The 15,512-nt window shown below is 64.4% G+C and carries 11 protein-coding genes and 6 tRNA genes; 9 read left to right on the plus strand and 8 right to left on the minus strand.

What is annotated here, in order from left to right:
• Nucleotides 1-52: 52 nt before the first annotated feature.
• Nucleotides 53-2,425: a phosphoenolpyruvate synthase gene (gene ppsA, locus HBF25_RS12050; RefSeq protein WP_166948742.1), complete on the minus strand. Its 2,373-nt coding sequence runs from the start codon at nt 2,423-2,425 to the stop codon at nt 53-55.
• Nucleotides 2,426-2,609: 184 nt separating this feature from the next.
• Here ppsA and ppsR point away from each other — a divergent pair, with 184 nt between their 5' ends.
• Both ppsR and HBF25_RS12060 read left to right on the plus strand, forming a co-directional pair.
• Nucleotides 2,610-3,425, plus strand: coding sequence for a posphoenolpyruvate synthetase regulatory kinase/phosphorylase PpsR (ppsR, locus tag HBF25_RS12055; protein ID WP_166948744.1), 816 nt, complete (start codon nt 2,610-2,612; stop codon nt 3,423-3,425).
• Between the two features lie 16 nt (nt 3,426-3,441).
• Complete coding sequence (locus tag HBF25_RS12060; RefSeq protein WP_166948746.1) at nt 3,442-3,918, plus strand: DUF1249 domain-containing protein; 477 nt, start codon at nt 3,442-3,444, stop codon at nt 3,916-3,918.
• 245 nt (nt 3,919-4,163) lie between these two features.
• On the opposite strand, the gene HBF25_RS12065 is transcribed toward HBF25_RS12060, so the two are convergent.
• The 6 genes from HBF25_RS12065 to HBF25_RS12090 all read right to left on the minus strand — a co-directional run bounded on the left by HBF25_RS12065 (nt 4,164) and on the right by HBF25_RS12090 (nt 4,833).
• Nucleotides 4,164-4,240, minus strand: a tRNA-Asp gene (locus tag HBF25_RS12065).
• Between the two features lie 69 nt (nt 4,241-4,309).
• A tRNA-Glu gene (locus HBF25_RS12070) sits at nt 4,310-4,385 on the minus strand.
• Nucleotides 4,386-4,396: 11 nt separating this feature from the next.
• A tRNA-Ala gene (locus HBF25_RS12075) sits at nt 4,397-4,472 on the minus strand.
• A 50-nt stretch (nt 4,473-4,522) separates the two neighbouring features.
• Nucleotides 4,523-4,599 (minus strand) — tRNA-Asp (locus tag HBF25_RS12080).
• Nucleotides 4,600-4,670: 71 nt separating this feature from the next.
• A tRNA-Glu gene (locus tag HBF25_RS12085) sits at nt 4,671-4,746 on the minus strand.
• Between the two features lie 11 nt (nt 4,747-4,757).
• Nucleotides 4,758-4,833, minus strand: a tRNA-Ala gene (locus tag HBF25_RS12090).
• Nucleotides 4,834-5,040: 207 nt separating this feature from the next.
• Here HBF25_RS12090 and HBF25_RS12095 point away from each other — a divergent pair.
• The 5 genes from HBF25_RS12095 to HBF25_RS12115 all read left to right on the plus strand — a co-directional run bounded on the left by HBF25_RS12095 (nt 5,041) and on the right by HBF25_RS12115 (nt 10,094).
• Nucleotides 5,041-6,801: a cation:proton antiporter gene (locus tag HBF25_RS12095; RefSeq protein WP_166948748.1), complete on the plus strand. Its 1,761-nt coding sequence runs from the start codon at nt 5,041-5,043 to the stop codon at nt 6,799-6,801.
• Between the two features lie 166 nt (nt 6,802-6,967).
• Nucleotides 6,968-7,747 carry an FKBP-type peptidyl-prolyl cis-trans isomerase gene (locus HBF25_RS12100; RefSeq protein WP_166948749.1) on the plus strand — a complete coding sequence of 260 codons (780 nt, stop codon included), beginning with the start codon at nt 6,968-6,970 and terminating at the stop codon, nt 7,745-7,747.
• A gap of 124 nt (nt 7,748-7,871) precedes the next feature.
• A complete protein-coding gene (locus HBF25_RS12105) occupies nt 7,872-9,221 on the plus strand; it encodes a UDP-glucose dehydrogenase family protein (RefSeq protein ID WP_166948751.1) in 1,350 nt (449 codons plus the stop codon).
• The gene (locus HBF25_RS12110) at nt 9,214-9,426 is read left to right on the plus strand and encodes a SlyX family protein (protein ID WP_166948753.1); all 213 of its coding nucleotides are present in this window, start codon (nt 9,214-9,216) and stop codon (nt 9,424-9,426) included. The genes HBF25_RS12105 and HBF25_RS12110 overlap by 8 nt, the downstream gene beginning before the upstream one ends.
• Nucleotides 9,427-9,449: 23 nt before the next feature.
• Entirely contained in the window at nt 9,450-10,094 is a 645-nt protein-coding gene (locus tag HBF25_RS12115) for a DUF2058 family protein (RefSeq protein ID WP_166948755.1), read from the plus strand.
• Nucleotides 10,095-10,229: 135 nt separating this feature from the next.
• Here the strand turns inward: HBF25_RS12115 and HBF25_RS12120 are convergent, their stop codons facing one another.
• A complete protein-coding gene (locus tag HBF25_RS12120; RefSeq protein WP_166948756.1) occupies nt 10,230-12,287 on the minus strand; it encodes a 3-hydroxyacyl-CoA dehydrogenase NAD-binding domain-containing protein in 2,058 nt (685 codons plus the stop codon).
• Between the two features lie 161 nt (nt 12,288-12,448).
• Between HBF25_RS12120 and HBF25_RS12125 the strand changes: the two genes are divergently transcribed.
• Both HBF25_RS12125 and HBF25_RS12130 read left to right on the plus strand, forming a co-directional pair.
• Complete coding sequence (locus tag HBF25_RS12125) at nt 12,449-12,931, plus strand: hypothetical protein (RefSeq protein ID WP_166948758.1); 483 nt, start codon at nt 12,449-12,451, stop codon at nt 12,929-12,931.
• Nucleotides 12,932-12,939: 8 nt separating this feature from the next.
• A complete protein-coding gene (locus HBF25_RS12130) occupies nt 12,940-15,465 on the plus strand; it encodes a putative bifunctional diguanylate cyclase/phosphodiesterase (RefSeq protein WP_166948759.1) in 2,526 nt (841 codons plus the stop codon).
• The last annotated feature ends 47 nt before the right edge of the window (nt 15,466-15,512 follow it).

Consider the following 15,512-nt stretch of genomic DNA (forward strand, 5'->3'; position numbering starts at 1 on the left):
GCGCGCTCCTACAAGGGTAGGTGGCTGCGTGTGTGTCGCAGCCACCTTGTGCTCAGCCGGCCTTCTTCTTCGCCAGCCTGAGCCAGGTATCGACCACGGTGTCCGGGTTCAGCGACACCGACTCTATGCCCTGTTCCATCAGCCACTCGGCAAGGTCCGGGTGATCCGACGGGCCCTGGCCGCAGATGCCCACGTACTTGCCCTTCTCGCGTGCCGTCTTGATCGCAAGGGCGAGCAGCTTCTTCACGGCCGGGTCGCGTTCGTCGAACAGGTTGGCGACGATGCTCGAATCGCGGTCCAGACCCAGGGTGAGCTGGGTGAGGTCGTTGGAGCCGATCGAGAAGCCATCGAAGATGTCGAGGAACTCGTCGGCCAGCAGGGCGTTCGACGGCACTTCGCACATCATGATGACCTTCAGGTCGTTCTCACCCTGCACGAGGCCGTTCTTGCGCAGCACCTCGATCACCTTGCGACCTTCGTCCAGCGTGCGCACGAACGGTATCATCACCCATACGTTTTCCAGACCCATGGTCTCGCGCACGTACTTCACCGCCTTGCACTCCAGTGCGAACGACTCGGCGAAATCGGCCGAGACGTAACGGCTGGCACCGCGGTAGCCGATCATCGGGTTTTCTTCGTGCGGCTCGTAGCGCGAACCGCCAAGCAGGCCGGCGTATTCATTGGACTTGAAGTCGGACAGGCGCACGATCACCGGCTTCGGATACACCGAGGCGGCGATGGTGGAGATGCCTTCGGCCAGGCGATCGACGTAGAACGACACCGGGTCTTTATAGCCCGCAATGCGCGCGTCGATGCGGGCCTTGGTCTCGGCATCCTGCTTGCCGTATTCAAGCAGGGCCTTCGGATGCACGCCGATGTGGCTGGCGATGATCATTTCCAGACGGGCCAGGCCGATGCCTGCGTTCGGCAGCATGCCGAAGTCGAAGGCGCGCTCGGGGTTGGCCACGTTCATCATGATCTTGAGTGGGGCTTCCGGCATCGCACCGAGGTCGGCGGTGATGCGGTCGAACTTCAGGGTGCCTTCGTAGATCGTGCCGGTGTCACCCTCGGCGCAGGACACGGTGACTTCGGTACCGTCGGGGATGCTCTCCAGCGCGTTGCCGCAGCCGACCACGGCCGGCACGCCGAGCTCACGGGCGATGATCGCCGCGTGGCAGGTGCGGCCACCGCGGTTGGTGACGATGGCGGCAGCGCGCTTCATCACCGGCTCCCAGTCGGGATCGGTCATGTCGGCCACGAGGACGTCGCCGGGCTGCACCTTGTTCATGTCGGACAGCGAGCGGATGACCCGTGCCTTGCCGGCACCGATCTTCTGGCCGATGGCACGGCCCTCGGTAAGTACCTTGCCGCGCTCGTTGAGCTGGAAACGTTCGAGCGTGGTGGCCGTGGCGCGCGACTTCACCGTTTCCGGGCGGGCCTGCACGATGTAAAGCTTGCCGGTGTTGCCATCCTTCGCCCACTCCACGTCCATGGGGCGGCCGTAGTGCTTTTCGATGATGAGCGCCTGGCGGGACAGTTCCTCGACGTCCGCGTCGTTGATGCAGAAGCGGTGGCGGTCGGCGACCGGCGTTTCCTCGATGCGCACGCGCTCGCCCGGCTGGTCGGAATAGACCATGCGCTGCTGCTTGGCGCCGAGGCTGCGGCGCAGGACGGCCGGCTTGCCTTGCTTCAGCGTGGGCTTGAACACGTAGAATTCGTCGGGGTTCACGGCACCCTGGACCACCATTTCGCCCAGGCCGTAGGAGCCGGTGACGAAGACGACATCACGGAAACCGGACTCGGTGTCCAGCGTGAACAGCACGCCCGAGGCACCGACGTCGGAACGCACCATGAGCTGCACGCCGGCGGACAGGAAGACGTCCTCGTGCTTGAAGCCCTGGTGGACACGGTAGGCGATAGCACGGTCGTTATAGAGCGAGGCGAAGACTTCCTTCACCTTGTGCAGCACGTCGTCGATGCCGACGACGTTGAGGAAGGTTTCCTGCTGACCGGCGAACGAGGCGTCCGGCAGGTCTTCGGCGGTGGCGGAGGAGCGTACGGCAACGGCGATATCGGTGGCGCCGGCATCCTTGCAGAGCTTGATGTAGGCGTCACGGATGGCCTGCTCGAGATCGGAGGGCAGGGCGGTGTCGACGATCCAGCTGCGGATTTCCTTGCCGCCGCGGGTCAGTTCGTCCACGTTGTCCACGTCCAGCGTGGCCAGTCGCTCGGCGATACGCTTGGCGAGGCCGCTCTTTTCGAGGTAGGTCTGGAAGGCATCGGCCGTGGTGGCGAAGCCACCCGGAACGGAGACGCCCAGTTTCGCGAGGTTGCCGATCATCTCGCCAAGGGAGGCATTCTTGCCGCCTACCTTGCCAAGATCGGTCATGCGTAGCGCGTCGAGCCAAAGTACCAGGTCGCTCAAAGGAAAATCCTCACATCGGTTGGGCGGCAGGCCGCGCTGGAAAAATCGGCGCATTGTCGTAGTGGTATTGCCCTTTGCACAAGCGGCAATGCACAAACGTCCCGGCATTTTGGGGGGTGGATGGTTATGTTGGCGTATTGGTCTTAAGGTGGGAGTCATGGAACTGCCCCGAGGAAAACCCCAGATGCGGCGTACCGTATTCTTCATTTCAGACTCTACCGGCATCACGGCCGAAACCATCGGCAACAGCATGCTGGCCCAGTTCGACGGGGTGCAGTTCGATACCCATCGACTGCCCTTCATCGACAACCCGGCCAAGGCCGAGGCGGCGTCCCTGCGCATCAAGACCAAGTACGCCCAGGACGGCCAGCGGCCGATCGTGGTCAACACCATGACCTCGCGCGCCCTGTGCGACATCGTGGCCGGCAGCGGGGCGCTGATGCTGGATGTGTTCGCCCCCTTCATCGAGCCGCTGGAGAACGAACTGGGCGCCAAGCAGTCGGGCGCGGTGAACCGCTCCCACGGCATGGTGGACTTCGAGCGCTACGAGGCCCGTATCGAGGCCACCAACTACGCGCTGGCCCACGACGATGGCCTGGACGTCGATTACAACCAGTCCGATGTGGTGCTGGTGGGCGTGTCGCGCTCGGGCAAGACGCCCACCTGCCTGTACATGGCCTTGCATTACGGTGTGTGCGCCGCCAACTACCCGCTCACGGACGACGACCTCGACAAGTTCGAACTGCCGGCTCGTCTGCGCCCGTACCGGAGCCGCCTGTTCGGCCTCACCATCGATCCGGAGCGCCTGGCGCAGATCCGTGAGCAGCGGCGCCCCGGCAGTCGCTATGCCACGCTGAAGCAATGCCGCTGGGAGCTGGAGCAGGCGGATCGGCTGATGCGTCGGGAAAACATCCCTGTATTGAACACCACGCATACTTCCATCGAGGAAATCTCGAGCAAGATCTTCGAATACCTCGGTATCGAACGACACATGTACTAGGAGACCCGCGCAGCACATGACCGCCGCCATCGCCCGCTCACCCGCGCTCATTCCGGGGCGTTTCGAGTTCCTGATGGGGCTCTACTCGGAAAACTACCATCGCCTGGCGCGCCTGTTCGCGCCCCAGCGGCTGGCGGCCGGGCGTTATGTGTCCGACGTGGACGACGGCCTCAAGGTACGGCTCGACATCCAGGAGAAGCATCCGTACACGCTCGAACTGGAGCTCACCTACGACTTCGTCGACGAGGCCACGGGGCAGCCCTCGCCGTCGGCGCAGTTGCGCATGTATACCGACGCCCACGTGGCCGAGGCGATGCACTGCCATCCGGGGCGGAAGCTCTGGCAGGTGCTGGGGCCGTTTCCGCCGGCGCACACCGTTTTCCAGCATCGCCTGCGGATGAACGGGTTTCTCAGCCGCTGGCTGGAGTACCTGGCAGAGCAGGGGCACTCGATCGGGACGCTGGAGCGGGTGGGGGATGTGCCTGGGGTTTGAGGGGCGCGCGTTTCGCTTCGATCCGGTCGCGCGCAAGGCGCGCTCCTACAAGGCAATCACGCCCCCTGCAGGAGCGCACCCATCCAAGGCCTAGCGCCCCCTGCAGGAGCGCGCCCCGCGCGCGACCGTCCAGGGCGCAGCGCCCCTGTAGGAGCGCGCCTCGCGCGCGACCGTCCAGGGCGATGCCCCACCAAACTCAAGACAAAAAAAATCCGCCCCAAAAAGGCGGACTCTCATGAAAGCAATGGCGGAGCGGACGGGACTCGAACCCGCGACCTCCGGCGTGACAGGCCAGCATTCTAACCGACTGAACTACCGCTCCGAACTGCTTTGCAAACCTTCAGCACCTGCCAACTTCTACACATCTGCCTTACCTGGCGAACCAGGAAAGTGGCGTCCCCACGGGGATTCGAACCCCGGTCGCCACCGTGAAAGGGTGATGTCCTAGGCCTCTAGACGATGGGGACGTACTAGAAGTTGGTGGAGCCAGGCGGGATCGAACCGCCGACCTCCTGCATGCCATGCAGGCGCTCTCCCAGCTGAGCTATGGCCCCGCTTTGAAAAAAATCCGCCCCGCGGGCGGAATCTTTTTCGTTCAAAGTAATGGCGGAGCGGACGGGACTCGAACCCGCGACCTCCGGCGTGACAGGCCAGCATTCTAACCGACTGAACTACCGCTCCGAATTACTTCTTGAAACGTTCCAACAACAAACCAACTTCGGTACCTTCTCTTCCCTGGCGAACCAGAGAAGTGGCGTCCCCACGGGGATTCGAACCCCGGTCGCCACCGTGAAAGGGTGATGTCCTAGGCCTCTAGACGATGGGGACGTACTAGAAGTTGGTGGAGCCAGCCGGGATCGAACCGGCGACCTCCTGCATGCCATGCAGGCGCTCTCCCAGCTGAGCTATGGCCCCCTGCTGGAAGCCGCAAAGAATACGGGCGAGCCGGTACTGCGTCAAGCATTCGTTACAGAAATTTTGAAATCTTTTCCCCATTTTGGGGAAACGTTAACAACTGCGGGCACTTGCATCGTCGCATGATTTTGCGCGTTTCTTCGTGCATTCCGTGCTGCCGTCACACCACACGGGTTAACCTGTCTGTCCATACCTACAGGGACAGGCATGCACGGCATCGTTTTCATCCAGGATCTCGCCACGGTGATGCTCGTGGCCGGCCTCACCACGGTGCTGTTCCAGCGCCTTCGCCAGCCGGTCGTGCTGGGCTACATCATCGCCGGCCTGCTCATCGGGCCGCATACGCTTCCGGTGATCTTCATCCACGACGAGGAGACGATCCGCACGCTCTCCGAGCTGGGCATGATCCTCCTGCTGTTCGCACTCGGTCTCGAATTCAGCCTGAAGAAGCTACGTGCCGTCGGTGGTGCGGCGCTGGTGGCCGCCTTCGCGGAAATCGTGCTGATGGTCTGGATCGGCTACGAGATCGGACGTTTCTTCGGCTGGACGGCCATGGACTCGCTGTTCCTCGGCGCGATGCTGTCCATCTCTTCCACCACCATCATCATGAAGGCGCTGGAAGACCTGGGCCTCAAGCGCGAGCGCTTTGCCCAGCTGATGTTCGGCATCCTCATCGTCGAGGATCTGCTGGCCATCGTGCTGATGGCCCTGCTGACGGGTATCGCCAGCACCGGCGGCGTGGAGGCCGGGCAGGCCTTTGCCGCCATCGGGCGGCTGGGGCTGTTCATGGCGGTGTCGCTGGTGGTCGGCCTGCTGCTGGTGCCGCGCGTGGTCGATTACATCGCCAGGGTGAGCCGCAATGACGTGCTGCTGGTGGCCGTGCTGGGTATCTGCTTCGGCTTCTGCCTGCTGGTGACCGAGCTGGGCTACAGCGTGGCCCTGGGCGCTTTCATGATCGGCGCCATCGTGGCCGAGTCGGAGAGCGTGGCGCGCATCGAGCGCATCATCATGCCGGTGCGCGACATGTTCAGTGCGATCTTCTTCGTGGCCATCGGCATGCTGATCGACCCGGCGCTGCTGCTCGACTACGCGTGGCCGATCACGATCGTCACCATCGCCGTGGTGGTGGGCAAGGTCATTACATGCAGTTTCGGCAGTTTCGTCGCGGGCAACGACGGCCGGACCTCCCTGCGCGTAGGCATGGGCCTGGCGCAGATCGGCGAATTCTCCTTCGTGATCGCCTCGCTGGGTCTTACGCTGAAGGTCACCAGCAATTTTCTGTATCCGGTGGCGGTGGCGGTATCGGCCCTCACCACCTTCCTCACTCCCTATCTCATCCGGGCTTCCGATCCGCTGGCCAACGTCATGGGCAGGGTGTTGCCCGCGCGGGTCACGGGCGTGTTCGGAGCCTATACCGACTGGATGGGAAGCCTTGGGCTGCAAGGGCAGGGCGCCATGGTCATGAAGATGATCCGGCGCCTGGTCTGGCATGTGGTGATCAACATGGTGCTGGTCATTGCCGTCTTCATCATCGTGGCCTTTGCCTACCGGCGCGGCTTCCTTCACCTGGAAATCCTGAGCGACGAACCGGCCGTGAGGCGCAGCCTGGCCTGGTCGGTGGCGGCCCTGCTGTCGCTGCCGATGGTGGTTGCGGCCTATCGGAAGGCTGGCGCCCTGGGCATGCTGCTGGCCGAACTGAGCATCCCGGATCGTTTCGGCGAGCGCACCTACCGGATTCGCGCCGTGCTGGGGAGGATCATTCCCGTGGTGGCCATGCTCATCCTCGGCCTGCTGGTGGCGGCACTCGCGTCCACGATTCTGCCGCCGCGAGAAGTTGCGTTCGTGCTGATTCTCATAGGAATTCTGCTCACCTGGCTGCTCTGGCGGGTGCTCGTCCAGGTGCACGCCCGCCTCCAGGCGGCGCTGCGGGACACCCTGGACAAGCCGGGGCACGAGCACGAGGAATGAGGCATCGGTCACATCACGGAAAGGTTTCTGAACTTTTCCTGTGAAAGCCTGTCTCTGGCCCGTCATTGCAAGCGACACGCGAACCACAGCACAATGGCGTTTCCGCCTCCACATGGAGGTGTACCGGCGGCGTCGCCGAATTCATTTCACAGAGAGGGAGTACCGAATGAAGCACTTTTTGCGTCCCACGATGACGGCCGTCGCCCTGGCGGTTGCGCTGGGTACGGCTGCGGGCGCATCCGCCCAGGCCGCCAAGCCGGCTGCCGCTTCGGGCGCGGTCGATAAGCAGAAGGCCAGCTACGTCGTGGGTTGGGATATCGCCAGCCAGCTGCCGCCCCTCGTTCGTGAAGGCGTCGACCCGGCGACCGTGGGCAAGGCAGTGACCGCGGCGCTCTCGGGCCAGAAGCCGACCATGTCGGAAGCCGAAGCCAAGACGGTCCGCGACGCCTTCGTCGCCGACCTGAAGACCAAGGCCGAAGCCGAGTACAACAAGGTTGCCTCCCAGAACAAGAAGGAAGGCGACGAGTTCCTGGCCAAGAACAAGTCCGCTCCGGGCGTGAAGGTCACGGCCTCGGGTCTGCAGTACCAGGTCGTCCAGGCCGGTACCGGCCAGCGTCCGGGTCCGAACGACACCGTCACCATCGACTACACCGGTACGTTCGTGAACGGCGAGAAGTTCGATTCCTCGGCCGATCACCCGACCCCGGGTGGCGCCCAGATCCCGCTCGCCGCGGTGATCCCGGGCTTCCGCGAAGGTCTGCAGCTGATGCAGGTCGGTGGCAAGTACAAGCTGTTCATCCCGTCGAACATCGCTTACGGCGCCAAGCCGGAAAACGGCTTCCCGCCGAATGCGACGATCATCTTCGACGTGACGCTGAACAAGACCGGTCCGACCCCCGCAGGTCAGGGTCCGGGCGCCGCTCCGGCGGCCGGCGGCGGCAAGTAAGTCGTCGTTTCCATCGTGAGATGAAAAGGCGCGGAGCAATCCGCGCCTTTTTCTTTGCTCCACCGCCCGTGCGGCTTACAATTTGCGGCTTACGGCGCGCACGCTGAAGTCTCCCGGGAGTTCCATGAAAGTCACCATCTTCGGCACCGGTTATGTCGGTCTCGTCACCGGTACCTGTCTTGCCGAAATGGGCAACCATGTCGTGTGCGTCGATGTGGATGCCGGCAAGGTCGAGCGCCTGAAGCAGGGCGACATCCCCATCTACGAGCCGGGCCTGGAGCCCATGGTGGTGCGCAACCACGGTGAGGGGCGCCTGGATTTCACCACGGATGCGGCCCACGGCATCGCGCATGGCGATGTCGTCTTCATTGCCGTCGGCACGCCACCTGACGAAGATGGCAGCGCCGATCTTCAGTATGTTCTGGCTGTCGCCCACACCATCGGTGATCACATCGATCGCTACACCGTGGTGGTCAACAAATCGACTGTTCCCGTCGGCACCGCCGACCGGGTGAAGTCGGCCATTGCCGGGCGCCTCGCTGCCCGTGGGGCCGATACGGCTTTCGACGTGGTGTCGAACCCCGAATTCCTGAAAGAAGGCGACGCGGTCGAAGACTGCATGCGCCCCGATCGCATCATCGTCGGTGCCTCCAGTCAGAAGGCCATCGGCGTGCTGCGCAAGCTGTACGCGCCCTTCAATCGCAATCACGACCGCATGGTGGTGATGGACGAACGCTCGGCGGAGCTCACGAAGTATGCGGCCAATGCGATGCTCGCCACGAAGATCAGCTTCATGAACGAGATCGCCAACATCGCCGAGCACGTGGGTGCCGACGTCGAACTGGTCCGCCAGGGTATCGGCGCGGATCCGCGCATCGGTTACCACTTCATCTACCCGGGCGCCGGGTATGGTGGCTCGTGCTTCCCCAAGGATGTCCAGGCGCTCGCTCGCACGGCGCACACCGTGGGTTATGAAGCTCGCTTGCTCGATGCGGTGGAGGCCGTCAACGATTCGCAGAAGTCCCGTCTGTTCGATCTGCTTTCCCGGCATTTCGGCGGCCAGCTGCAGGGTCTGACTGTGGCGGTCTGGGGTCTGGCCTTCAAGCCCAATACCGACGACATGCGCGAGGCATCCAGCCGTCGCCTGATGGAGCAGCTGTGGGAGGCCGGCGCGAAGGTACGTGCATTCGATCCGGAAGCAGCGGACGAAACGCAGCGTATCTACGGCGAGCGCAACGACCTGCACCTGGCCGAACGGCCCTATGAGGCCTTGGAAGGGGCCGATGCGCTGGTGATCGTCACGGAATGGAAGGCCTTCCGCAGCCCGGACTTCGCGCGCGTGAAATCGCTGCTGCGTACGCCGGTGATCTTTGATGGGCGCAATCTTTACGATCCCGCGGCGGTCGAAGAGGCGGGTATCGCTTATTACGGTATCGGCCGTGGCCGCAGCCTCAAGGGGCGCGCCCATGACTGAGCTGGACGAACGAATGATGGAGCTGGAGGTGAGGCTCGCCTTCATCGACGACACGGTCAATGGCCTGTCGTCGGCGGATGCCGAAATCGCCCGACGCCTCGATCTGCTGGAACGGGCCATGCGCGACCTGCGCTCGGACCTGGTGAATATGCGTGCCGGCCTGGGTAGCGACCCCGCTACCGAACCGCCGCCGCCGCACTACTGAACATCGAACGAGTCTTACCGATCATGGCAGAGTCCCTGCGCGACCAGTTGTTGAAGAGCGGCCTCGTCAAGGAGATCCGCGAAGAGAAAAGGACGTCCTCGCCGCCGCCGAAGCAGGGCAGTGCGAGTGGCCAGCCGTATGCGGGGAAAAGCGCCCGGCACGGTGGCAAGCCGGGTGGTGCCCGGCCGGGACAGGGTGGTGGCCAGAAGCCGAAGCCACACGGGCAGCAGGCGCAGCGTCCGCCGCGCAAGGAAAAAGATGGCGAGATCGATCTCGCCAAGGCCTATGCGATCCGCGCCCAGACGGAAGCCACCGATCGTCGCAAGGCGGAAGCCGAGGCGGCCGAGCTGGCGCGTCTGCGCAAGGAGAAGAAGCGCAAGGTTGAAGAATTGCTGAAGGGCAAGGCACTGAACCTGGCAGAAGCCGATCAGGTGCGTCACTTTCCCTATGGCGACAAGATCCGTCGCGTGCATGTGGATGCGGCGCAGCTGACCGCGATCAATGCGGGTGAGCTTGGCATCGTGCAGCAGAATGGACGCTACCTTGTGGTAGCCAGTGCGGTCATTGAAGAACTGCGCGCCCTTGCGCCGGAGTTCATCGCACTGCTGGTCGATCCGAATGCTGCAAACGAGTCGGATGACGGCGTACCGGACGACCTGATGTGGTGATGCGGCCGTGCCCTGAGGGCACCTGCGCGGTATAGCGCTACATCTGCAGGAGCACGCCTTGCGCGCGACCGGTATTAGCGAAATGTACGAATCGCCAAAACCGGTCGCGCGCAAGGCGCGCTCCTACAGGTTTTGTCAGGCGGCGGGGGTGGTCAGGATGGGATTGTCCCAGCCTTCCTTCTTGGCAAAGCGCGCGCCGTGCTTCTGCTCCAGCTTCGCCAGGCGCTCGCGCACCGTGGCGACGCCTTCCGTGCGCACATACTGGATCGGGCCGCCACGGAAGGGCGCAAAGCCCGTACCGAAGATGACGCCCGCATCGAGCAGGTCGGCATCGTCCACGACGCCCTCCGCCAGGCAGGCAATGGCCTCGTTGACCATGGGCAGGATCATGCGGTCCTGGAGGTCGGCTGGGGCCACGTAATCCGGATCGACCTCCGGCTTCTGCGGCTTGCCTTCCTTCCAGACGTAAAGGCCTTCGCCATCCTTCTTGCCGCGCTTGTTGGCGGCCAGCTTTTCTTCCAGGCCTTGCGGGATCTCCAGGCCCAGGAAGGGAGCCAGCTCCTTGCCGACCGACGCGCAGACATCGAGCCCGACCGTGTCGGCCAGTTCGATGGGTCCCATCGGCATGCCGAACTTCTTCGCCTCGCGATCGAGCACCGGCCCGGGGACACCTTCGTTGTAAAGGCGCATGGCCTCCATCAGGTAGGGCATGAGGATACGGTTGACCAGGAAGCCAGGCGTGCCCTTCACGGGAACGGGCAGCTTGCCGATGGCCTTGCAGAAGGCAAGCGCACGCTTCTCGATGTCACCGTCGAGCTGGTCGTGGCGCACCACTTCCACCAGTGGCATCTGCGCCACGGGGTTGAAGAAGTGCAGCCCGAGGAAGCGCTGGGGCGCCGCAAGACCCTGGCGCAGTTCGTCCAGCGGAATGGATGACGTATTGCTGGCAAGCATTTCGTCGGACTGGAACTGCGGCTCGATGACTGCGTAGAGCGCGTGCTTGGCTTCGGGATTCTCGAAGATTGCCTCGATGGCGAGATCGGCATCCGCCACGCCCTTGCCGTCGACGTCGGCGCGAAGACGGCCCACGGCGGCCTCGACCTTGGCGCTGGCCTTCAGTTTCTTCTCGAACAGCGTGCGGGCGCGCTTGAGGGCAGGCTCGATGAAGCGCAGTTCGCGGTCCTGCAAGGTGACGTTGAAGCCTTTCAGTGCCGACCAGGCCGCGATGTCGCCGCCCATCGTGCCGGCACCCACCACGTGTACATGTTCGATACCGTGCTCGACGCCGCCGCCGAGCCCTTTCAGGCGCTCCTGCAGGAAGAAGATGCGGATCAGGTTGCGCGCGGTCGGCGTGCCAGCCAGTTTTGCCACCGATTTGGCTTCCAGCTTCAGGCGCTGCTGGATGCTGCTGCCACCACGTGCCCAGACGTCGATCAGCGCGAACGGCGCCGGGTAGTGCTCCTTGCGGACCTTGGCGGCCGTCTGCTTACGGACCATGGGCGCGAGGATGGCGCGGGCGGGTGCCGTATTGGTGGCCCAGGCCTTGGCGCGCTGTGCAAACGGCCGCTGATGCGGGCGCTTGATCAGGTGCCGCGCTTCCGCGAGCAGTTCTTCCGGGCGGGCCAGGCGGTCGACGAGGCCCACGGCCTTCGCGCGGCGCGCGTTGAACGGCTTGCCCGTAAGCATGGCCGGCAGCGCATCGGGCGCGCCGATAAGGCGCGGCAGGCGTGCCGTGCCACCCCAGCCGGGATGGATGCCGAGCATCACTTCGGGCAGGCCGATCTTTGTTTTCTCATCGTCGGCGGCGATGCGCTGGCGGCAGGCCAGTGCCAGTTCGGCACCACCACCCAGGCAGGCGCCATGAATGGCGGCCACGGTGGGGAAGGGCAGGCGTGCCAGGTCCTCGAAGACGCGCTGGCCGTTTTCGATGTTGTCGAGGACGACGCCGGCACGGGCGTATTCCACGAACTCCTTGATATCGGCACCCACGGCAAAGCCCGACGGCTTCGCGGAGTGGATGATCACGCCGCGCGGGCCCTCGATGCCCAGGCGTTCGACGAGGATGCCCAGTTCGTCGAGCACCTCGCGGGACAGCGCGTTGGCGCTGGCTCCCTCGCGGTCGAGCGTGAGGACGACGATGCCGTCGTCGCCTTCGCTGGTCTTCCAGTGCTTGAATCGGAGTCCTTCGAACATGGCGGTCGTGCGGTGGTGAATGAGCGTGCCACCATACCTTTACGTCCGGTCGAATGCGAGATACCCCCGCGTATGGTCACGGTCCGCCGGGGGACGCGGCGCTGGCGTGGCCTCCCGTTTGGTTCGATACTTCTCAACTGTTTTCCCCTGAACGCGTGGTCATGTCCGCCGATTCCCAAGCAGGTACCGACCTGTTCGACCGCATCCTGTCGGCGCCGGGCCCCCTGGTGGCCCTCAAGTCCGCCAGCGCGGTGGAGCTGGTCGATCAGTTCCGCCTGATCGCCCGTCGCACGGGCCAGGCGGTGTACCTGTGGCGGCCGAACGAGGGGCTGGTAAGCCTGCGCGATGCGCAGATGCGCGTGCCGGGCTGCACCCGCCTGGGCGATGCCCTGCGCTATGTGCTGCAAAGCCTGCATTTCGGCGTGTATCTGGTCGAGGTGCCGGCAGGGCCGGTGAGTGCAACGGACAGTGCGCTTTTGCGGCAGCTGGCAAAGGCCCGTATCGGCCATGTGCGACGGATAGCGCTGCTGGGCGCCACGCCCGCCCAGCTCGGCGGCCTCGGTGAGGAGATTGCCATGGTGGACGCCGAGCGTCATGCCCGTTCGGCGACACCGCGCCTGCGTGATGGTCGATGGGTGGTCTGAGCGGTCGTATGTCCGATAACCAGGGGGTTCTGATCTTCACGCCACGCCGCGAGATTCGTCGCGCGGTGTTCGATGCGCTGGATACCGAGGGCGATGTGCTGCTGCTTAGTGCGCGCGATGCGGAGCAGCTCACGGCTTTGCTCGTCGATTCGCCGCCCTTGCACGTGGCGATCGTCGCCGCTGACGGCACCGACGACCTTGCCCGTGGCCTGCGCATTCTGCGTGGGATGCCCGCTTATGCCGAGGTGCCTATCGTCTATCTCGTCGGTGACGATCCGGCGGCTACGCCGCCCGATGGACATGCGTTCTGGCTGCGCGAAAGTGCCATCGCCACGGAACTGGGACACCGTATACGCGCGGCGATGAGCTTTGCCACGCCCGCGCCCTCGCCGGTTGTCGCGGGCAGTGACTATCGCTTTGCTTTTGATGCCGGTGCGGCGTGGGTGGTAGCGAATACCCCGCAGGGCCGCATCCTGGAAAGCGGCCAGATGATGGAGCGGCTATGCACTGGCGACGGCCCGTTGCAGGGGCGTCTGCTTGCCGATCTTTTCGAACTGCCGCCAGGCGTGGGCTGGCCGCTACCCGATGGCGACGGCCAGCCCTGCGTGTTGCGCCGGCCGGATGGTGCGGGTATTCCGGGCGAAGTCGACGTACGCCATCTGGTCGATGGCCAGGGCCATCGCGTGGCCCTGGCGTTTCGCGACCTGCGTGTACGCCATACGGCAGACCGCGCCCTCGACCTGCTTGCCGCGATGGGTTCGTTTCCTGCCGACGACGAGGGCATGGGCGAGATGGCCGGGCGCGTGGCCGAGGCGCTGGGGCTGGACGTGCTTGCCGTATGGGCGGCCTTCCCCGAAAGCGATCACGACCCCGAGTTGGTGGCCCGTGTATGGAGCGGCCCCGGACACATCGAATGGGGCGACGCGGCCGATATTTCCCTGCTGAAAACGTGCCTTGGCGGCGAGAACATCTCGCGCCTGGTCGAGGGGGCGGGAACGCCGTGGACCGATCCCCTCGTCGAAGCCCTGGGACTGGAGGCATTCGCCTTCATCCCGTTGTTCGACGAGCGCCACACCGTGCTTGGTGCGCTGCTGGCCGGCACACGATCGCATCGTGGTGCGGGACGCATGCTGGAAACGGCAATGCGCGCGGTAGGCGCGCGCTTCGCCGCCATGCTCGAACTGCGTCGTAGCCGCGAGCAGGGGCGTGCTCGTGGCCTTATCGATCCGCTGACGGGCCTGCCGAACCGCCTTCTGTTCAACGACCGCCTGGATACGACGATTCGCGAAGCCCAGCGCACGGGTGAATGTTTCGCCGCGCTGATGGTCGACCTGGATCGCTTCAAGGGCATCAACGACACCCTGGGTCATGCGGTGGGCGACCAGGTGCTGGCGGCGGTAGCGCGCAGGCTGCGAGCCAGCGTCCGTGGCTCGGACACCGTCGCGCGTTATGCGGGTGACGAATTCACGATGATCCTGCGCCACATCATCAAGCGCGACGATGTGCAGCGCATCGCCGAGAAGGTGGTGCAGGCGATGGAGGTGCCGCTGGATCTCGGCGACGGTTCGGAATTGCAGGCCACCGTATCGGTCGGCATCGCATTCTTTCCGGACGACGCGGTCGACGGCGAATTGCTGCTGCACCACGCCGACGAGGCCATGTACGGCGCCAAGAGCCTGGGGCGCAACAACTACCAGGTCTACGCCGCCAATCTGGATGCATCGCAACAGCAGCAGATCGAACTCAAGGCACGGTTGCGCCATGCGGTCCGCAATGACGAGCTGCGTGTCTTCTATCAGCCCCAGGTCGATGCCGTCACCGAAGACATCGTCGGCATGGAGGCGCTGGTGCGCTGGGAGCATCCCGAACTGGGGATGATCAGCCCCGCCTTCTTCATTCCGCTGGCCGAAACCACGGGATTGATCGTGCCCATCGGCGAATGGGTGCTGCGCACGGCCTGCGCGCAGGCCCGTGAATGGGAAGACCGCTACCGGCTGGGCCTGCGGCTGGGTGTGAACCTGTCCGCCGTGCAGCTCATGCAGCCGAATCTCGCGGTCACCGTGGCGTCGGTACTAAAGGAAACCGGTCTCGATGCCGCCCAGCTCGAACTGGAGGTGACCGAAAGCATCAGCGTAAAGACCGTGCCGCACCTGGTGGACACGCTGGAGGCGCTGCATGCCCTGGGTTGCCGCATCGCCATCGACGATTTCGGCACGGGCGCGGCCTCTCTCGACTATCTGCGCCGCCTGCCGGCGGATCGCATCAAGATCGACCAGAGCTTTGTGAGGAATATCGGAGTCGATCCCGATGACGAGGCCATCGTGCGCTCTACGATCGAGATGGCTCATCGTCTCAAGCGCGGGGTGGTGGCGGAGGGCGTCGAGGGAGAGGAACATCTGCAGTTCCTCAGGGCCCAGGGCTGCGACGAGCTCCAGGGTTACCTGTTCTGCCGCCCGTTACCCGTGGTTACATTCGACAAGCTGCTGGCCGAACGGCTGCGCCTGATGGGGGAGGGGATGGCCGCCCCGGCTTGAGCTGGCCCCGCCCATCCGCATATTTTCTCCGTGATGCCCTGCGAAGG

It is taken from the genome of Luteibacter anthropi (assembly GCF_011759365.1).
In the GTDB taxonomy this organism is placed as follows: Bacteria; Pseudomonadota; Gammaproteobacteria; order Xanthomonadales; family Rhodanobacteraceae; genus Luteibacter; species Luteibacter anthropi.